Here is a 19,099-nt window from a genome sequence, read left to right as displayed (position 1 = left end):
CCGTGGCCTCGGGCCGGTCGGTCGGCTGTCGAACGGGGACGCGGTCGTCCGGAATGGGAGTGAAGGCCCGATGGTTGCCATCGATCGTGAAAGTCGAAATATTTTCCGACGTCGCCTGCCCCTGGTGCTACATCGGCCACGTCCGCTTCGGCCGCGCGGCTGAGCGGTTCCGCGCCAAGGGAGGCACGCTCGACGTGACCATGCGTCCGTTCCAGCTCAACCCGGACGCCTCTCCCGAGGGGGAGCCGCTTGTCTCCGCCCTGGAGCGCAAGTTCGGCGCGAACGTCGAGCAGATGAGCGTCCGGGTCACCGCGGCGGCCTCGGCGGAAGGGCTGGACGTCCGCTTCGACCGCGCCATCAGCGCCCCGACGTTCGAGGCGCACCGGTTGATCGAGGTCGCCGGCCGTCAGGGCCTCGGTGAGGAGATGGCCGATCGGTTGTTCCGCGCGTACTTCGCCGAGGGGGTGAACGTCGCCGACCCGGCCGCGCTGGCCGGACTGGCCGCCGAGGCGGGCGTGGACGACACGGGTGAGGGCGCGGCCGAGGTCCGCGAGCAGCTCGGACGTGCCAGGCGGCTCGGCATATCAGGGGTGCCGTTGTTCCTGTTCGAGGAGCAGTTCGCGGTCTCGGGGGCGCAGCCGGAGGAAACGTTCGCCGCCGCCATCGATGAGGTGGCCGCGCGCACGGGGCAGACGCCGATTGTCCAGCTCGCCGATCAGGGGGATGGCTGCGACGACGGCTACTGTGCGGTCTGAGCGATGATTTCCTCGGCCACCCAGGCGGCCGCGCCTGGCGGTCACGGGCGCGGCAGGCTGAGCGCGAAGTGCGTCAGCCCGGCCGCGGTGAGGTCGCGGGTGGCCCCGGGGTGGTCGTGGTACGGAATCGGTGGCAGCACTTGGCTCCGCCGCCCGTTCGACGGCCCGTCCGTTTCGAGCGGGCCGACATCACAGCTCAGGCGGCGGGAGCCCGGGGCGTGAGGCGGACCTCGAAATCCGCGTCCAGGGCGCGAGCCAGACGCTCCAGAACGGGCAAGGTGGGGATGGTTCCGCCCATGCCATTGCCGACTGCGTCATGCCGGCCTTGGCCGCCCCGTACGTGACCCCGACGGGGGCGGTCTCGATCATGGAGCAGCTCACTGATTGTCAGTAAGGCTGACGATTGCCGTAGTGCGAGAATCGTCCTGTGTCGAGACGTCGTCTTGGTTACCTGCTGAAGCACGCCCAGCTGCGCCTGGCCGAGCTGACCGGTCCCGCGCTGGCGCCGTACGGCATCGACGGCCGCGAGCTGGCCGTGCTCAGCGTCCTCGAAACCGAGCCCGAAACCGGGCCCCGAACCGAGCCTGAAACCGGGCCCCGAACCGGGCCCGGCACCGGCGAGCCGCTGTCGCAGCAGGAGGCCGCCCAGCGGCTGCGCATCGACAGGACCACCATGGTCGCCATGATCGACGCGCTCGAGGCCAAGGGGCTGGTGGCACGCAGGCCGCACCCCGGCGACCGGCGCAAGAACGCCGTCGAGCTGACCCCGCGCGGGCGCGACACGCTGCGTGACGGCGGCGTGGCTGTCGACGGCGCAGAACGCGCGTTCCTGTCCGGTCTGACGGACGACGACGCGTCCCTGCTCAGAGATGTCCTGAGCAGGCTCGTCTAGGTGCCCTCGCCGAGCAGGCCCGCGCGGTGGTGGCGGCGGCAGAGCACCTGGTAGCGGACGGGAGAGGCGTCGGTGTCGCCGATCATCACCTGCTCGCCGGTGCGGACCAGCTCGCCGCCGACGATCCTGGCGTTGAGCAGGCCCGGACGCCCGCACCAGCACAGCACCTCGACCTGCAGCCGGCACACCTCGTCCGCCAGTTCGAACAGCCGCTGCGCCGCCGGGAACATCACCGACCTGAAGTCCGAGGCCAGCCCGAACGCGTAGACGTCGATCCCGTGCTCGTCGACCAGGTCGGCGAGCTGCTCGATCTGCCGCACCGTGTAGAAGCACGCCTCGTCGCAGATCAGGTAGTCGATCCGGTGCCGCGTGGTGACGAGTTCCACGAGGTCGAGCGTGTCGTGGACCTCGATGGCCTCCAGCCCGAGCCCTATCCTGCTGGTGAGCCTCGGCTCGCCCGACCGGTCGTGCTTGGTGAGCACCAGCCCGCGCCTGCCCTGGCGGCCGTGGTTGTAGTTCATCTGCAACGCGAGCGTGGACTTTCCGCAGTCCATGGGGCCGAAGTAGAACTTCAGCACGGCGTCGCGGGCGCCGGAAGGCGCGGTAGAGAGGGCAGACAGTTCGGTCACGGGGTGCCACCTTAGCGGTTTGGCTTGTTCCATGACCTCGTGGGAGATTTCTCTCCTTGAGTCTCAGGAGGAACGGTGGTCACAGAGAAGCCCCCCGCGCTCGACGTCCTGATGAAGCCCGACGATCTCACGGCGGCCCAGGCCGACGCCGCGAGATGGCGGTACGGCTTCTTCGTCGTCGTGACCGGGATCGTCGCGATTCTCGTCGCGTTCGCCGCCGCCGTCTTCGCCACCAGGGAGTTCGCGCCGATGTTCGCGGGCGTCGCCGGAGTGGTCGGCACCATCATCGGTGCCTACTTCGGCGTGCAGGCGGGCCAGTCGGGTAAGGCCAGAGTTGAGGCCGAGCTGTCGAAGGCCCAGGAACTGGTGGTCCGGCTCGCGGCGTATGTCGGTACTGAGAACGCGCCCCGCGTCATCGACGAAGTCCTCGGCCGTCGCAGGAGCTGAGGAGCCATGAGCAGCGTCCGTATCGGAGTCGACACCGGGGGCACGTTCACCGACGTGGTGGCCGTGAACGAGGAGACCGGTGAGATCGTCACCACCAAGACACCCTCGACGCCCGCGAACCCGGCCGACGGATTCCTGACGGGCATCGGCAGGCTGGGCCCGCTCGACGTCGGCTCCGTCGTGCACGGCACCACCGTGGCCACCAACCAGCTCCTCGAAGACCGCATCGCGAACCTCGGCTTCATCACCACCGAGGGGTTCGAGTTCATCCTGGAGATCGCCAGGCAGAGCGTCCCTGACGGCTACGGCAACTCCTACTTCTGGGTGAAACCGCCCAGGATCGTGCCGGTCCACCTGGTCCGGACCGTCGGAGGGCGGCTCGACCACCTGGGCGCGGAGGTGCGCCCGTTCTCCGAGGAGCAGGCCGTGGAGACGGCCCGCTGGTTCCGGGCCAAGGGGATCACCGCGATCGGCGTCTGCTTCCTGCACGCGTACGCCAACCCGGAGCACGAGCGGCGGATGCGCGACGTGCTGGCGCGCGAGCACCCGGAGGCGGTCGTCTCGCTCTCCAGCGACGTGCTGCGCGAGTACCGCGAGTACGAGCGGTCGGTCACCACGCTGGTCGACGCGGCGGTCAAGCCCGCCATGCGCGGCTACATCGCGAACCTGTCGAGCCGACTGGGCATGCCGTTCTCGGTGATGAAGTCCAACGGCGGCGTGCTGTCGGCCCCCGAGGTGGTGAACCAGCCGATCACCACCGTGCTGTCGGGTCCCGCCGCGGGCGCGCTGGGGGCCGCGCTGATCGCCTCCACGGCCGGGCACCCGTCCGTGATCACCCTGGACGGCGGGGGCACCTCCACCGACGTGGCCGTGGTGATCGACGGGGAGCCGTCCGTCACCACCGAGGGGTCCGTCGGCCGCTACCCGTGCAAGATCCCGATGATCGACATCGTCACGGTGGGCGCGGGCGGCGGCTCGATCGCCTGGATCTCGCCCGAGGGCACGCTCAAGGTCGGCCCCAGGTCGGCGGGCGCCGACCCGGGCCCGCTCTGCTACGGCCGGGGCGGCACCGAGGTGACGGTCACCGACGCGCACGTCTTCCTCGGCCGCATCCCGCCGCACCTGCTGGGCGGCGAGATCCCGCTCGACGCCGACGCCGCCCGCGCCGGCATCCAGGCCCTGGCCGGCAAGCTCGGCCTCACCCCCGAACGCACCGCGACGGGCATCCTGGAGATCAGCGCGTTCAACCAGAGCAACGCGATCCGCCAGCTCACCGTCAAGCGTGGCCTGGACGTTCGGGACTTCCCGCTGGTCACCTTCGGCGGCTCGGGTCCGCTGCTGGCCTGCCGGCTGATCGACATCCTCGGCCTGCCCGCCGTCGTCATCCCGCCCGACCCGGGCAACGTGTCGGCCTTCGGCCTGCTCACCGTGGACGTCAAGAACGACTACGTGCGCACCCACGTCACCCGCGACCTGCGGCCCGACACCGCCGCCGAGATCCTCGGCGAGCTGGAGGGCGAGGCGGCGGAGGCGCTCGACCGCGAGGGCTTCGCCGACCCGGTCTACGCGCGCAGCGCCGACCTGCGGTACTACGGCCAGGCGTACGAGGTGCGCGTTCCCGCGCCCGCCGGAGCCGTGGACGAGGCCTGGCGGGAGGAGGTGGTCTCCCGCTTCCACGACGCGCACGAGAAGCTGTACGGCTACGCCTACCGTGACGACCCGCGGCATGCCGTCGAGTGGGTCAACCTGCGCGTCTCGGGCATCGGGCCGATCAGCCGCCCGGCGATCAGGCGGCCGGCCCCCCGGGAGGGCGAGCCGGTCACGACGTCCAGGACGGTGCACTTCGACGAGCCGCACGACACCACGGTCGTCCAGCGGGTGTCGCTCGGCCCCGGCGCGGTCGTCGAGGGCCCCGCGGTGATCGAGGAGTACGGCTCGACGATCCCCATCCACCCAGGTTTCACCGCGAAGGTGGACGAGTACGGCAACGTGGAGGTGCGACATGGCTGACCCGATCCTCGTCGAGATCGTCGAAGGCACGCTCGCCTCCGTCGAGAGGGAGGTCGAGACCGCGATCGCGCGCACGGCCCGGTCCCCGATGATCCGTGACGCGCACGACTTCCGGGCCGGGATCCACGACGCGGGCCTGCGCAAGCTCACCGGACGCTCCTACAGCGCGCTCGTCCAGCCGGTGGTCCGCGACTTCCCGATCGACACCATGAAGCCCGGCGACGTCTACTTCCACAACGACGTCTACCTGTCGGAGGGCGGCATCGGCCACCTGCCCGACCTGTGCGTCACGGTCCCGGTCTTCCACGAGGGCGAGGTGGTGGCGTTCGTCCAGGCGTTCGGCCACCACGACGACATCGGCGGCTCCGTCCCCGGGTCGATGCCGTCGCACGCCAGGTCGGTCTTCGAGGAGGGGCTGATGGTCCCGCCGATCAGGCTGTGGGAGGAGGGCGTGCCCAACGAGGCCGCGCTGCGCATCATGACCCGCAACTCGCGCATGCCCGACTCGCTGGCCGGCGACCTGGACGCCGAGTGCTCCGCCTGCCTCATGGGCGCCCGCCGCCTGTCCGAGCTGTTCGACCGGTACGGCAGGCAGGCCGTCCAGGAGTGCTTCGACGCGATCATCGACAAGACCACGGAGACGTTCCGCAGGGAGCTGCTCTCCAAGATCCCCGAGGGCACGTACGTCTGGGAGGACTACGCCGAGCACGACGGCGTCGACGCGCCGCGCCTGCACACCCAGCGCATCACGCTCACCGTGGACCACGCCGCGGACTCGCCGCTGACGATCGACTTCACCGGCACGTCGCCGCAGGCCAAGGGGCCGATCAACCACGCGGGCGACTACGCCGACGGCGTCTTCCTGAAGAAGTGGCTGGCGCCCGTCCTGCGCAACCTCGCCGACACGCCCGAGCGGATGGCCGAGCTGGACGTCAACGAGGGCGTCGTCCCCCTCATCAAGATGATCTTCCCGGAGAAGGGCACCCTGCTCACCCCGGTCTTCCCAGCGCCCACGAACGCCCGCACGTTCGTCATCCTGCGCCTGCTCGGCGTGCTGGCGGGCGTCCTGTCCAAGGCGACGGGCGGCCGCATGCCCGCCGACCAGGAGACGATCCGCTACACCGGCGTCTACGGCGACGGCGGCGACGGTCTGCCGTATCTCATGCGCGAGGTGCTGGGCGGCGGCTCGGGCGGCAGGTGGTACGCCGACGGCGAGGACACCATCCACGTGGTGCCCGACTCGCGCAACATCCCGGTGGAGTTCGCCGAGGCTCGCTGGCCGTTCCGGGTCGAGCGCCTGGCCCTGGCCTGCGACTCGGGCGGCCCCGGCATGTTCAGGGGCGGGCTCGGCTACGACAAGCACATCAGGATGCTGCGCGACGCGTCCTACATGTCCATCGCCGACCGTTCCATCCTGTCGTGCTGGGGCGTGAACGGCGGCCTGGCGGGCCGCCCGTTCCGGGTGGAGATCGCGGGCAAGGAGATGGACGGCCTGGTGGACGACCACCCGGTCCAGGCGGGAGAGCTCATCCGCATCCGCACCACGGGAGGCGGCGGCTGGGGCTCCCCCTACGACCGCGACCCGCGCGCGGTGGCGGCGGACGTCCGCGACGGCAAGGTCTCCATCGCGGGCGCGCTGGGCGACTACGGCGTGGTCCTCGACGGCGACCGCATCGACGAGGCGGGCACCGCCGAACTCCGGGCCCGCCTGCGCACCACCACCGGCCGGTTCTTCGACCGCGGCCCCGGCTACTCCCGGCTCTCCGGCGGCAGGACCCACGCGGAGGTCGACGAGCTGTAAGGAGGGCCGGCTTTCGCCGAGAATGGTCTCCATTTCCCTACGGAATGGAGCAATCGCGTGCGTATCGCCCTCGCCGGTCTCGCGACCAGCCATCCTTTCACCGACGCCAGAACCCTCGCCCGGCACGCCGAGCTGGTCGTGTGGGAGCCCGACCCGGAGCGGTTGCGGCGCTTCACCGAGGAGCAGCCTGCCGCCACGGTGAAGGGCAGCCTGGACGAGCTCCTGGCCGCCGACCCCGACGGGGTGGTGCTGACCGTGCCCAACCCGCGGGTGCCGCGGGCGCTGGAGGCGGTGCTGGAGACCGGGGTGGCGTGCTTCGTGAACAAGCCCGCCGCCGCCACCCGGGCCCAGCTCGACGCGCTCGACCGGCTGGACGTCCACGACAGGGTGCTGAGCAGCTCGGTGCTCAGGTTCGCCCCCGCGTTCGCCGCCGTCGAGCCCGTCGAGCCCGCCGAGGTGCTGGCCGTGCGGGCGACCGTCCGGCACGACGTGGGCCTCTGGGCCACCGGCTACAACCCGTGGCAGGACACCCCGGACGAGGGCGGCGGGACGATGGTCACGATGGGCATCCACGGCGTGGAACTGCTCGTCGCGCTCCTCGGCCCCGACGTGCGGCTGGCGGGCGCCGCCGGAGCCGTCCGCCACTACACCGGCCTGCGCTCGGAGGACACCGGCGTCATGGCTTTGCGCTGGGAGAGCGGCATCACCGGAACGGTGGAGATCCTCGGCGTCTCCGACGGCGAGTCCTACACCGTCACCCTGCACAGGCGCGACGGCGCCGAGTCGATCGTGATCGAGAGCGGCGAGGACCCGGTCAAGGGCCTCGGCTACGAGGGGACCATCGAGGCGTTCCTGGCGATGGTGGCCGGCGCGCCGAGCCCGGTGCCGTGGAAGGAGACGCGGGCCGTCCTGGACGTCCTGGTCTCCGCCCGGGAGGCCGCCCGTTGACATCCGAACTCCCTCCCGGTTACGGTCTGGACCGTAAATAACGGGAAGGGAGTCCGCGTGCGGACCACAGCGGAACTCGAAGAGCGCCTGGCGCGTCCCAGCGCCGGGCTCGTCGACGATCTGGCCGAACTCGACGGCGACATCATGATCCTGGGCGCGGGCGGCAAACTGGGCCCCAGCCTGGTGCGGCTGGCGCTCAACGCCACCGGGCGCGACAGGCGCGTCATCGCCGTGTCCCGCTTCTCCGAGCCCGGCCTGGCCCAGGCGCTCCAGGAGGACGGCGCCACCGTCATCCCGGCCGACGTGGCCGACGAGCGGCAGCTCCGCGACCTTCCCGACGTCCCGAACGTCGTCTTCCTGGTCGGGGCCAAGTTCGGCACCCAGGGCCGCGAGCACGCCACCTGGTTCACCAACGCCTACCTGCCCGGACGGGTCGCCGACCGCTTCCGCGACAGCCGGATCGCGGCCCTGTCGACCGGCAACGTCTACCCGCTCGTGCCCGTCACCAGCGGCGGCTGCACCGAGAGCACGCCCGTGGGCCCCGTCGGCGAGTACGCGATGAGCTGCCTCGGCAGGGAGCGGGTGCTGTCGCACTTCTCCGAGACGTACGGCGCCCGCCTGTCGCTGATCCGCCTCAACTACGCGGTCGAGCTGCGGTACGGCGTGCTCGTGGACCTCGCCCAGAAGGTCCTGGCGGGCGAGCCCATCGACCTTGCCACGGGCCAGGTCAACGTGGTCTGGCAGGGGTACGCCAACGAGGTCGTCCTCAGGTCGCTGCGGCTCGCCGGCACGCCCCCGTACGTCCTCAACCTCACCGGCCCCGAGCTGGTCTCCGTGCGCCAGGCCGCGCAGGACCTCGGCGCGGCCCTCGGCAAGGAGCCGGTGTTCACCGGCGAGGAGGCGCCCACCGCGCTGCTGTCGAACGCCGGCCTCTGCCACCGGCTGTTCGGCTACCCCGAGATCACGCCGGCCGAGCTGATCGAGCACACCGCGCGCTGGGTCGCCGGCGGCGGGCCGCTGCTCGGCAAGCCCACCAAGTTCGAACGCCGCGATGGCCGTTTCTGACTTCCCAGCCACCGACCAAGGGGGACCTCACGTGCTCAGCACGGCTCAGCAGGCGCACACGTCCGTACGCGACCTGTTCAGGCGCGGGCTGGTGATTCCGGCGCACCCGCTGGCGCTGACCGAGGACAGGAAGCTCGACGAGCGCCGCCAGCGAGCCCTCACCCGCTACTACCTGGAGGCCGGCGCGGGCGGGCTGGCGGTGGGCGTCCACACCACCCAGTTCGCCATCCACGGCACGGACCTCCTGCCGCCCGTCCTGGAACTGGCCGCCCGCACGGCCGGCGCGTACGAGCGCGAGGTGGTGCTGGTCGCGGGCGCCACCGGGCCCACCCGCCAGGCCGTGGCCGAGGCCGAGCTGGCCAGGTCGCTCGGCTACCACATGGTGCTGCTCAGCCCCTACCGCGAGCTGGACGAGGACGCGCTCGTCGAGCGGGCCCGCGCCGTGGGGGAGGTGCTGCCGGTCATCGGCTTCTACCTGCAGCCCGCCGTCGGCGGCCGGCCGCTGTCACGGGAGTTCTGGACGCGCCTGGCCGCGATCGACTCGGTGGCCGGCATCAAGGTCGCCCCCTTCGACCGCTACCGGACCCTCGACGTCCTGCACGGCGTCGTCCGCGCGGGACGTGCCGGTGACGTCGCCCTCTACACCGGCAACGACGACCACATCCTGGCGGACCTCATCACCCCGCACCGCGTCGTCGTCGACGGACGCGAGGTCCAGGTCGAGTTCGTCGGCGGGCTGCTCGGGCAGTGGGCCGTGTGGGTCGGGCGGGCGGTGGAGCTCCTGGAGCAGGCCAAGCTGGCCCGCGCGGGCGGCGACGACGCGTCGATCAGGCGCCTGCTCACCCTCGACGGCCACCTGACGGACGCCAACGCCGCCATCTTCGACTCGGCCAACGCCTTCCACGGCTGCATCCCCGGCATCCACGAGGTGCTCCGCCGCCAGGGGCTCCTGGCGGGACGCTGGTGCCTGGACCCCGCCGAGGACCTCTCGCCGGGGCAGCTCGCCGAGATCGACCGCGTCTGGGCGGCCTACCCGTGGCTCCGCGACGACGACTTCGTCACCGCCGGTCTCGACCGTTGGCTCTCCTGACCCCTCGCGGCGCTTCCGGGCCCGCCCCCGACTCGTGCGGGGCGGCGCCCGGAGGGAGGCGCGGGGTGTCAGAGGGTGAGGCGGTAGAGGGTCAGCGGCCGGCCGCTGGAGCCGCTGGTGAGGTTGCCCGTGCGCTCGGCGAGACCGGCCAGCTCCAGGCGGTGCAGCATGCGGCGGGCCGTGCGCTGCTGGACCGCCAGGCGGTCGGCGATCTCGCGGGTCGTGAGCGGTTCGCCGCCGGCCGCCGCCCGAGCCTCCATGAGCTTCTCCAGCGTGAGCACCGAGAGCCCGACGCGCCGGGCGATCACCGCGAGGTTCTGCTCGCCCGCGGGCGTCGCGGTCACCGACTCCAGGACGATGTCCGTGTCGGCCCGGAGCGACAGCACCGCGGCGACGTCCCCGATGCGGCGGGCTCGGGCGAGCGCGCGGCGGGCCAGGCTCTCCGCCTCCGCCGCGCTGCGGCCCAGCCCGAAGCCGACCCGCACGACCTGGTTCTGCGCCGCCAGCCGCGCCAGCATGGGCAGCCCGGTGAAGCCGCCCGTGGCGTCGTGCAGCGGGCCGCGGGTGGTGACCAGCAGGTGGGTGCCGCCGCGGAAGGCCGCCAGCGTGCCGCCGAGCGCGGTGGCCTCGCGCAGCAGCCCTTCCTCGTTCTCCACCTCGACCAGGCCGAGCGCGATCTGCGCGTCCTCCTGGGCCTGCCCCTCGGTCGTCAGCAGGAGCTGCCGCAGCGCCACCCGGATCGAGTGGACCGACGGGGCGAGCCGCAGCACCTGCATCTCGTCGCGCAGGGCCTCGTGCACCGAGCTCAGGCAGGTGATCACGGCGTGCGAGCCGCGCCGGTGGAAGGCGACGGCCTTCTTGGACGTCATCTCCGGGCGGTAGGGGAGCGTCCGCAGCTCCTCCGTCGGCAGCCCGGCCTCGGTGAACGTGGCGTGCACGTCGGCGGCCGAGAGCGTGTCGATCGACAGGCGGGTCACGTCGCGGCCCTCGTGCTGGAGGCGTACCAGGGCGCTGAGCAGCGTCGCGCCCGAGTAGTCGACGAACGCGGCCGGCCGCGACAGCACGTCGGCGTCGCGCGACAGCATGTACGGCACGATGCCGGTGAACAGCCACCCCTCGACGGCGGAGGCGTGCGCGTCGACGATCGCGGGGGCCTGCGACTCGTGGTCGTAGTCGAGGCGGAGCGCGCTGACGCCCGGCTGCTCCTCGCACGTGGCCGCGACGTCGTCGACCAGGTCATGCGGGCCGACGACCCCGATGACGATTCCCACCGCGCCTCCCTCTCGCTCATTACGGTCAAGACCGCAATTATAACCTGTGAGGTGTCCAGTGAAGTTCCCGTTGATGGCGGAAGCCGACGGCCGTACCCTCGGCGACGAGGAGGTGGCCGCCGCCGAGCGGGTGATCCGCTCGGGCATGCTCAACTCCGTCTGGGGGACGGAGGTGCGGGCGCTCGAACGCGAGACGGCCGCCCTGTACGGCCTGCGTCACGCGATCGCCTGCAGCTCGGGCACCGCGGCCCTCCATCTGTCGGTGGTGGCGGCCGCGCCGGACCCCGGGGACGAGATCATCACGACGCCGATCACGGACTTCGGCACCGTGGCCCCCATCTTGGCGCAGAACGCCGTCCCTGTCTTCGCCGACGTGGACCCGTCCGACGGCAATCTCGACCCGGACGCCGTCGCCGGCCTCATCGGGCCGCGTACCAGGGCCATCATGGCGGTCCACCTGTTCGGGGCGCCGGCCCGCGTGGACGAGTTGCGCGCCCTGGCCGACGCCCACGGCCTGGTGCTGATCGAGGACTGCGCCCAGGCCTGGCTCACCGAGCTCCCCCCTGCGGGACGGCCGGCGGGGACCGTCGGGCACGTGGGATGCCTCAGCCTGCAGCAGTGGAAGCACATCACCTGCGGCGACGGCGGGATCGTGGTCACCGACGACGAGGAGGCGGCCCGCAGGATGCGGCTGTTCTCCGACAAGGGGTGGGACCGGGCCGCCGGGCGCTCGCACGGCAGCTTCGGCCTCAACTACCGGATGACGGAGCTGCAGGGCGCCGTCGCGCGGGCGCAGCTGGCCAAGCTGCCCGCCGTGGTCGCGGCTCGCCGCCGCACCGCGGAGCGGCTGCTCGACGCCCTGGAAGGCGTCCCGGGCCTGCGCCTGCCCCGCCGGGAGGGGCACGCCTGGTGGCTGTTCCCCGTCGTCCTCCCGGACGGCGGCGCGCCGGAGCTGGCCGCCCGTCTGGTCGAGTCGGGGATTCCGGCGCGGGCCGGATATCTGAACGAGCCGTTGAACCGCGCCCCCGTCTGGGACGCCCCCATCTACGGGACGTCCCGCTACCCCCTGGACGGCTACCGTCCCAACCCCTGCCCGGAGGCGGAACGCCTGGTCACGGAGGCGCTCCTGGTCATCGACTGGAACGAGAACTACACGGACCACCATGTCGCCCACATAGCCCAAGAGATCACGAAATTTCGGGACCTGTCGTAGTCACGGTTCGGAGTCGGGGATTGACCCGGCGAGAAGCTGTCACTAGGTTTCGGTCAGGACCGGTATTAGTCGAAAGGATGCCGCCGATGAGAAAGTACGCGGCAGTCGGCGTGGCCGTCGCCCTGAGCATCGCAGCCGCCGGGTGCGGATCCAGCGGCTCGGACAAGGCCGTCGTCACCCTCTGGATGTACCCCGTCATCGGGGACCAGACGAAGAGCCTGGCGTTCTGGGGGAAGGTCGAGAAGGACTTCGAGGCCAAGAATCCCACGATCGACCTCAAGATCGACCAGCAGCCCTGGGAGGGCCGTCAGGAGAAGGTGACGACCGCGCTGGTCTCGAAGAAGGGGTTCGACGTCGTCGTCCTCGGCCCCGACCAGATCCCCCAGTACGCCCAGCAGGGCACGATCGAGCCGGTGGACGACGTGGTCGCCCCGGCCAAGGCCGCCTACCTGCCGAACTCGCTGGCCGCGCTGACCGTCGGCGGCAAGGTCTACGGAGTCCCGATCTACCAGACGATCACCGCCCCCATCTACAACAAGAAGCTGTTCGCCGAGGCGGGCGTCACCAAGGTGCCCGAGACCCTGGCCGAGCTGAAGGAGGCGGCGCCCAAGCTGGCCGCCAAGAAGGTCGCCGTCCTCGACTACCCGGGCAATCCCGAGATCAGCCTCAACCAGAGCTTCTACCCGATCCTGTGGGCCAACGGCGGCAGCGTCTTCGCCCCCGACGGCAAGAGCGTCGCCTTCAACGGCCCAGAAGGCGTCGAGAGCCTGCAGTTCCTGCTCGACCTCAAGGCGCTGGGCGGCCTGCCCGCCAACGTCGCCAGCAAGGGCAACGACATCGAGGGCGGCGCGCTCGCCTCCGGCAAGACCGCGATGTACCACGCCGCCACCGCCCTCCAGGTCACCCAGCTCGGCACCGCGATCGGCGCCGAGAACGTCGGCGTCGGCCTGCCGCTGGAAGGCAGGAAGCGGGTCGCGTTCGGCATCCCGGGCGCACTCGTGCTCGCCAGGCACGCCGAGAACAAGGACGCGGCCAAGAAGGTCGCCACCTTCCTCGCCTCTCCCGAGGTCACCGCGCAGCTGGCGAAGGAGTCGGGCTTCTACCCCGCGCGCACCGACGTGACCGTCCCCGACCAGTCGGAGGCGGCCAAGGAGTTCGCCAAGTCCCTCCAGTACGCCTTCCCCGGCGACGCCCACCCCAAGGCCCGGCAGATCATGAGCGTCATCGGCCCGCACGTCCAGGCCGCCCTGCTCGGCAAGGAGGACGCGAAGACGGCGCTCGACGCGGCGGCCAAGGAGGCCGACACCCTGCTGTCCAGCGGCGGCTGAGCGAGGAAAGGATCGCTGGTGCGTCAACGCTTGCGGGACCCGGTCACCGGCCTGCTGTTCGTGCTGCCCGTGCTCGTCCTGTTCCTGGTCTTCCGGATCTTCCCCTCGCTCGGCGCGGCGGGCATGAGCCTGACGAACTGGAACATCGGCGGCGACTGGGACTTCGTCGGCGCGGACAACTACGCCAGACTGCTGGACGACGTCAACTTCTGGATCAGCCTGCGCGTCACGCTCGTCTACGTGGCGATCTACGTGCCGCTCACCGTGCTGGTCGCGCTCGGGACGGCGCTGCTGCTCAACAAGGTCGTCTTCCTGCGCGGCCTGTTCCGGGGCATGCTGTTCCTCCCGTACGTCACGAGCTTCGTGCTCGCCGGCATCATCTGGCGGTGGATCTACGACTTCGACGGCCTGATCAACGGCCTGCTGGCCAAGGCGGACCTCGGGCCGGTGGCCTTCCTGGAACAGGCGTCGCTGGCGCTGCCCGCCATCGCGGTGGTGTCGGTGTGGAAGGGGTTCGGCTACTCGATGCTGATCCTGCTGGCCGGGCTGAAGTCGATCCCGTCCTCGTACCTGGAAGCCGCCCGTGTCGACGGCGCGTCCGCCTGGCAGCGGTTCCGGCGGATCACGCTGCCGCTGCTCAGGCCGACGCTCTTCTTCGTCCTGGTGATCGAGACGATCAGCGCGTTCCAGACCTTCGACACCGTCTACGTGATGACGGGCGGCGGCCCGGCCCGGGGCACCTACCTGCTCATCTACGGCATCTACCACAACGGCTTCAGGTCCTTCGACTTCGGCTACGCCGCCACCTGGGGCATGGTCCTGTTCGCCATCGTGCTGGTCATCTCGCTGATCCAGCGCCGCTTCCTGGACCGGGGGAACACATGACCATGACGCGAGCCGGAAACGTCCGGGCGGGAACGGCCGCGGCGACGGCGGTCCGCCCTCGGGCGCGCACTCGCCGGCCGTGGCGCCGGTGGCCGCTCGTGGCGCTGCTCGCCGTGCTGTCGGTGCTCACGGTCAGCCCCTTCGCGGCCATGGTGGTGGTGGCGCTCACCCCGGCGGGCAAGCCCACGGTGCCGGCCCAGTGGCCGGAGTCGCTCACCCTGGACAACCTCGTCCAGGTGCTGTCGGCCTCCGGCTTCGTGGGGTGGACGATCAACTCGCTGGTGTACGCGCTGGTCTCGGTGGTGATCATCCTGATCACCTCGTCGATGGCCGGTTACGCCTTCGCCAAGAAGCGCTTCCCCGGACGCGACGCGATGTTCTGGACGTTCCTCGCCACCATGATGGTGCCGTTCCAGGCGACGCTCATCCCGACGTTCGTGCTGGTCAACAGCCTCGACGGGGTCGACACGTTCTGGGGGCTGATCGTGCCGACGCTGGCCAACTCGCAGGCGGTCTTCCTGATGCGGCAGTTCATCCTGGGCCTGCCGGACGAGCTGTTCGACGCGGCGAAGGTCGACGGCGCGTCCGAGCTGCGCGTCTACTGGACGATCGTGATGCCGCTGACCAAGCCCATCCTGGCCACGCTCGGCGTGTTCGTGTTCCTGTGGCACTGGAACGACTTCCTGTGGCCGCTGGTCGTCGGGCAGAGCGACGCGACCCGCACCCTGACGGTCGGGCTGACCACGCTGCGGACCGAGGAGACGCAGCTCGCCGTCCTGATGAGCTCGGCGGCGGTCTCGGTCGTCCCGTGCCTGCTGGTGTTCTTCCTGTTGCAGCGCTACCTGGTCAACAGCATCGCGATGACCGGCCTCAAATAGGCTGCCGCGTGTGGACATCTCGGCACAGACCCTGCGTGACCGGCTGAGCGGCGCCCTCATCGCCGCCGCGGCCACCCCCATGACGGAATCGGGCGAGGTGGACGCGGACGTCGTCGCCCGCTACTTCGCGAGCCTGGTCGCCGACGGCGCCGACGCCCTGGCCGTCCTCGCCCACACCGGCCGCGGCCCCTTCCTGTCGCCCGGCACCCGGGCCATGGTGGTGGAACGCGCGGTGGCTCTCGGCGTCCCCGTGATCGTGGGTGTCGCCGGCGGCGCGGGCGAGGCCGGGCGGCAGGCGCGGGTGGCCGCCGAGCTGGGTGCGCACGGGGTGCTGGTGTTCCCGCCCGCGGGTGACGGCGAGGACGGCGGCAGGGTGGCCGTGCACGAGGAGGTGTGGCAGGCGGCCCGCCTGCCCATGATCGCCTTCGACCTCTACACGCGCCCCTGCCCGCCGGACGTGATGCGGGAGGTCCTCCGCCACCCCGGCGTGGCGGCACTCAAGACGGCCCTCCTGTCGGACGCGATGGGCTGCCAGCGGGCGATCGCCCTCACCAGGGAGGCGGGCAGGCTGGCCATCACCGGCGAGGACCGCATGTTCGGCCCCTCCCTGCTGTGGGGCGCGCAGGCGGCGCTCGTGGGCATCGCGGCGGCGACGGTCGAGGCGACCGCGGCGGTCATGACCGCCTACCGGGGCGCGGACCTGCGCGCGTTCGAGGACGCGTCCGCCCGCCTCGACAGGCTCGCCCAGGCCACGTTCACCGCTCCCATGGAGGGCTACGTCCAGCGGATGCTGTGGCTGGCGGCGGCGGAGGGCCGGATCCCGGAGACGCACGCGCACGACCCCTACGGCCCCGCCCTGCCCGCCGGCGAGCGGGAGGGAGTGGTCGAACACCGCGGGCACCGGTCGCCGGCAGGCGCGCGGCGCGACGACCGGCACCCACCGGCGTAGCAGGGCGTCAGGAGGCGCGCGGCGCGAGCTGTGGCAGGGCGGCGGCGTCAGTCGACGCTAGCGAAGGTCGAAGCTGGCGAAGTAGGTGGCGGACATGTCCTCGTCGCCGTGCCCCTGGGCCTCCGCGCGGCGCAGGCGCTCGCCTGCGGCGGCCACCACGTCGAGCCTGACCCCGGCCGACTCGCCCGCCGCCGTGATCAGCCGGGTGTCCTTCTCGGCGTTGCGCACCGTGAAGCTCGGCTCGAAGTCCCCCTCCAGGATCGCCCGCGCCTTGAGCTGGAAGTAGGCGCTGTCCATCGGCCCGCCCGTGACGACCTGGCGGACCAGGTCGGGGTCGAGGCCGAGCCCCTTGGCGAGCGCCAGGGACTCGGCCACCACGGCGGTCAGCGAGATGCCGTAGCTCACCGTCGCCATCTTCAGCCGCGTCCCCGCCGCGCCGGCTCCGTCCTCGTCCAGCCAGAGGGTGCGCTGCCCGAGGGCGGAGAAGAGCGGGTCGAGCGCCTCGCGGGCGGCGGGCGGGCCGGCCGCCAGGATGATCAGCGTGCCCTGCTCGGCGGGCTGCCTGGTGCCCTGGACGGGCGCGTCGACGTAGGTCAGCCCGTGCTCGGCGGCCAGCTGGGCCAGCCGCTTCGTCCCGGCGATCCCGGCCGTGCTCATCTGCGCCCAGATCTGCCCCTCCCGCAGGCCCGCCGCGGCCGAGGTCATCGCCTCGTGGACCGCGTCGGCGTCGCGCAGCATCGTGATGACCACGTCGGCGCCCGCCACGGCCTCGGCGGGCGAGCCGGCCACCACCGCCCCGTCGGCCTCCAGCGGCAGCGCCTTGTCGATCGTGCGGTTCCAGACCCGGACCTGCGCGCCCTGCTTGAGCAGGTTGCGGGCCATGGGCGCGCCCATCAGCCCCGTGCCGAGCAGTGCCACGGTAGGCATGTGTCCTCCAGGACGTGAAGCGCCGGCCTATGGTGCACCGGCTGTCGTACCCGGAGGCGGGGGACGCATTCAGCGGTGGCCGCTGATCGCGATGCGCACCAGGTTGCGCCCGCGCACCCCGTACAGGGCCCTGCCGGACGGGTCCAGCGCGAGCTTCGGCTCGCCGCCGAACCACTGCCCCGCCAGGCCCTCGACGATCGTCTTCGCGGTGAAGGCGGCGAGGTCCAGCTTGTAGACCCGGTCGCCGTCGCCGCAGTAGGCGACGCGGCCGGTCACGAACAGGTCGCCGCCCTTCGCGCCGACCTTGAGCGTTCTGGTGACCTTCCTGGTGCGCGGGTCGAACTCGAAGACGTCACCTGTGCTCGCCATCCCGTACACGAAGTCGGGACCCAGCGCCAGGCTGGTGATCGAGCGCGCGCCGGGGACGGGCTCGACCTGCCAGAGCAGCTTCCTGCCGACCAGGTCGAACGCCGCCAGGCGGGCGGTCGTGGTGACCGGCGGCAGGCCGAGCCCCTCCTGGATGAGCGTGCCGAGGTAGGCGGTGCCGTGCCGGGCCACCACCGAGTAGACCGTCTGCCGCTCGACGACCGGCCGGTGGGTCGCGTACGTTCCGGTTCGCGGGGAGTAGAGCGACAGCGCGCCGTTCATGTGGCCGGGTTCCGGCTGGGTCGGCATCACGACCAGGCCGGTCCTGGCGTCGTAGGCGAGGTCGCGGGGGCGGTCCTGCTGGTTCCCCGTGCGGGCGAGCAGCCGCGCCTCGGCGTCGCCGGCGTGGTGCGCGTACAGGGCCGCCTGCGTGTAGACGCCGAGGTAGGTGGTGTCGCCTACGGTGAGCAGGGTCTTCGGCTCGCCCGCGATGCCGAGCCTGGTGACCTTGCCGGTGGCCAGGTCGTGTACGTCGGCGCCGCCCTTGCCGCCGACGTACACGCGCCGCCCGTCGCTGTGGACCGACATCGGTTCCTCCGGCGCGGCCTTGAACCCGCGCTGGACGAGATTGCGGTACTCCAGCCCTCCGGTCGCCGGGTCGTAGACGAAGACGGCGCTGTCCTGGATGCCGTAGACGCGCCCCTCGTGCGCCAGCAGGCGGTGGGTCGCGGCCTCGAAGTACGGGACGCCGAGCACCTCGAGCTTCCCGGTGGCGAGTTCGCAGCGGTAGAAGGTGCCCGAGGGGCGTCCGGCGAAGTAGACGTACCCGTCGTGGATGAGCACCGCGACGACGTACTTCTCGCCCGGGGCGCTCGCCTTGACGACCCGGTGGCCCGACGGGTCGGCCTTGTCCAGGATGACCAGTTCGGCCAGGGAGTTCATGCCTCCGGCGAGATGGGTGTCGGACATCGCCATGCTCGACACCCAGTCGCGGTCCGCCAGCTCGGCGGGCAGCAGGTCACGCTTCTCGCCGGTGGCCCTGTCGATCGCGATGAGGTGGGCGTGGGAGCCGATGCCCGCGTAGACGTACCTGTCGTCGGCCTGGATGCTGCGGACGTACGCCTCGCCGGGCGCGGGCTGGCCCAGGTCCCGGCTCTGGCCGGTGGCCGGGTCGTACTCCCACACCCGCCCGGGTTCTGAGGTCCCCATGTAGACCTTGCCGTCGGGGGAGGAGGCCATCGTCCAGATGTAGTGGTCGGGGTACTCGGCGACCTTCGTGACCGTGCCCGCGACGGTGTCGAGCCTGTACAGGTCGGACCTGGCGTGGGTGCCCACGTAGACGTCGGTGCCGACCTTGCACATGGCCCAGACGCCGACGCCGGTGGGGATGTCGACGTGGGCGGTGACCGCGTCCTTGGCGAGGTCGTACGCGCCGACGACGTTCGGTGACAGACCGCGCGACCCCGCGTACAGGACGCCGCCGACGAACTCGCCGTTGCCGAGCGGGCTGGCGACGCTCGCGGGCCCCAGGTCCGTGAGGTCGCCCTCGCGCGGCCCCGTCGCGGCTCGCGCCGGCAGGGCGTCGAGGGCGGGGAGAGAGGCGGCGGCCGCCACCTGGAGGAAACGTCGGCGGGGGATCATCGGC

At 71.6% G+C, this 19,099-nt stretch carries 17 protein-coding genes; 13 read left to right on the top strand and 4 right to left on the bottom strand.

What is annotated here, in order from left to right; all coding sequences use genetic code 11:
• Nucleotides 1-86 precede the first annotated feature (86 nt).
• Together ABT294_RS28065 and ABT294_RS28060 are read left to right on the top strand one after the other, a co-directional pair.
• Nucleotides 87-755, top strand: a complete 669-nt coding sequence (locus ABT294_RS28065) for a DsbA family oxidoreductase (RefSeq protein WP_350809274.1) — start codon at nt 87-89, stop codon at nt 753-755.
• A gap of 427 nt (nt 756-1,182) precedes the next feature.
• On the top strand, nt 1,183-1,647 hold the full coding sequence (locus tag ABT294_RS28060; protein WP_350809273.1) for a MarR family winged helix-turn-helix transcriptional regulator: 465 nt from the start codon (nt 1,183-1,185) through the stop codon (nt 1,645-1,647).
• On the opposite strand, the gene ABT294_RS28055 is transcribed toward ABT294_RS28060, so the two are convergent.
• Entirely contained in the window at nt 1,644-2,276 is a 633-nt protein-coding gene (locus tag ABT294_RS28055) for a thymidine kinase (RefSeq protein WP_350809272.1), read from the bottom strand. The genes ABT294_RS28060 and ABT294_RS28055 overlap by 4 nt on opposite strands.
• A 75-nt stretch (nt 2,277-2,351) precedes the next feature.
• On the opposite strand from ABT294_RS28055, the gene ABT294_RS28050 reads away from it, so the two are divergent.
• From ABT294_RS28050 to ABT294_RS28025, 6 genes are read left to right on the top strand one after another with little or no spacing between them, the layout of a single operon-like run.
• A complete protein-coding gene (locus ABT294_RS28050; RefSeq protein WP_350809271.1) occupies nt 2,352-2,723 on the top strand; it encodes a hypothetical protein in 372 nt (123 codons plus the stop codon).
• 6 nt (nt 2,724-2,729) lie between these two features.
• Nucleotides 2,730-4,733 (top strand): hydantoinase/oxoprolinase family protein, encoded by a 2,004-nt coding sequence (locus tag ABT294_RS28045; protein WP_350809270.1) that lies wholly within the window; start codon nt 2,730-2,732, stop codon nt 4,731-4,733.
• A complete protein-coding gene (locus ABT294_RS28040) occupies nt 4,726-6,534 on the top strand; it encodes a hydantoinase B/oxoprolinase family protein (RefSeq protein WP_350809269.1) in 1,809 nt (602 codons plus the stop codon). Before ABT294_RS28045 ends, ABT294_RS28040 begins: the two co-directional genes overlap by 8 nt.
• A 57-nt stretch (nt 6,535-6,591) precedes the next feature.
• The gene (locus ABT294_RS28035; RefSeq protein WP_350809268.1) at nt 6,592-7,482 is read left to right on the top strand and encodes a Gfo/Idh/MocA family protein; all 891 of its coding nucleotides are present in this window, start codon (nt 6,592-6,594) and stop codon (nt 7,480-7,482) included.
• A 57-nt stretch (nt 7,483-7,539) separates the two neighbouring features.
• A complete protein-coding gene (locus tag ABT294_RS28030; RefSeq protein ID WP_350809267.1) occupies nt 7,540-8,547 on the top strand; it encodes an NAD-dependent epimerase/dehydratase family protein in 1,008 nt (335 codons plus the stop codon).
• A gap of 31 nt (nt 8,548-8,578) precedes the next feature.
• Nucleotides 8,579-9,637, top strand: coding sequence for a dihydrodipicolinate synthase family protein (locus ABT294_RS28025; RefSeq protein WP_350809266.1), 1,059 nt, complete (start codon nt 8,579-8,581; stop codon nt 9,635-9,637).
• Between the two features lie 68 nt (nt 9,638-9,705).
• On the opposite strand, the gene ABT294_RS28020 is transcribed toward ABT294_RS28025, so the two are convergent.
• Nucleotides 9,706-10,908 carry a hypothetical protein gene (locus ABT294_RS28020; RefSeq protein WP_350809265.1) on the bottom strand — a complete coding sequence of 401 codons (1,203 nt, stop codon included), beginning with the start codon at nt 10,906-10,908 and terminating at the stop codon, nt 9,706-9,708.
• Nucleotides 10,909-10,966: 58 nt separating this feature from the next.
• On the opposite strand from ABT294_RS28020, the gene ABT294_RS28015 reads away from it, so the two are divergent.
• The 5 genes from ABT294_RS28015 (at nt 10,967) to ABT294_RS27995 (ending at nt 16,161) form a co-directional block, all read left to right on the top strand.
• Nucleotides 10,967-12,121, top strand: coding sequence for a DegT/DnrJ/EryC1/StrS family aminotransferase (locus tag ABT294_RS28015; protein ID WP_350809264.1), 1,155 nt, complete (start codon nt 10,967-10,969; stop codon nt 12,119-12,121).
• A gap of 86 nt (nt 12,122-12,207) precedes the next feature.
• The gene (locus ABT294_RS28010; RefSeq protein ID WP_350809263.1) at nt 12,208-13,449 is read left to right on the top strand and encodes an ABC transporter substrate-binding protein; all 1,242 of its coding nucleotides are present in this window, start codon (nt 12,208-12,210) and stop codon (nt 13,447-13,449) included.
• 18 nt (nt 13,450-13,467) lie between these two features.
• Nucleotides 13,468-14,334 carry a carbohydrate ABC transporter permease gene (locus tag ABT294_RS28005; protein ID WP_350809262.1) on the top strand — a complete coding sequence of 289 codons (867 nt, stop codon included), beginning with the start codon at nt 13,468-13,470 and terminating at the stop codon, nt 14,332-14,334.
• Nucleotides 14,331-15,212 (top strand): carbohydrate ABC transporter permease, encoded by an 882-nt coding sequence (locus ABT294_RS28000; protein WP_350809261.1) that lies wholly within the window; start codon nt 14,331-14,333, stop codon nt 15,210-15,212. The genes ABT294_RS28005 and ABT294_RS28000 overlap by 4 nt, the downstream gene beginning before the upstream one ends.
• A 10-nt stretch (nt 15,213-15,222) precedes the next feature.
• A complete protein-coding gene (locus ABT294_RS27995) occupies nt 15,223-16,161 on the top strand; it encodes a dihydrodipicolinate synthase family protein (protein ID WP_350809260.1) in 939 nt (312 codons plus the stop codon).
• Between the two features lie 57 nt (nt 16,162-16,218).
• Here the strand turns inward: ABT294_RS27995 and ABT294_RS27990 are convergent, their stop codons facing one another.
• Together ABT294_RS27990 and ABT294_RS27985 are read right to left on the bottom strand one after the other, a co-directional pair.
• Nucleotides 16,219-17,088 carry an NAD(P)-dependent oxidoreductase gene (locus ABT294_RS27990; protein WP_350809259.1) on the bottom strand — a complete coding sequence of 290 codons (870 nt, stop codon included), beginning with the start codon at nt 17,086-17,088 and terminating at the stop codon, nt 16,219-16,221.
• A 69-nt stretch (nt 17,089-17,157) separates the two neighbouring features.
• Complete coding sequence (locus ABT294_RS27985) at nt 17,158-19,095, bottom strand: hypothetical protein (RefSeq protein ID WP_350809258.1); 1,938 nt, start codon at nt 19,093-19,095, stop codon at nt 17,158-17,160.
• Nucleotides 19,096-19,099 lie beyond the last annotated feature (4 nt).

Origin of the sequence: Nonomuraea sp. NPDC000554 (genome assembly GCF_040300065.1) — a bacterium.
Lineage (GTDB): Bacteria > Actinomycetota > Actinomycetes > Streptosporangiales > Streptosporangiaceae > Nonomuraea.
The sequence above is the reverse complement of the archived record's forward strand: the minus strand, read 5'-3'. Positions and strand labels throughout refer to the sequence as shown.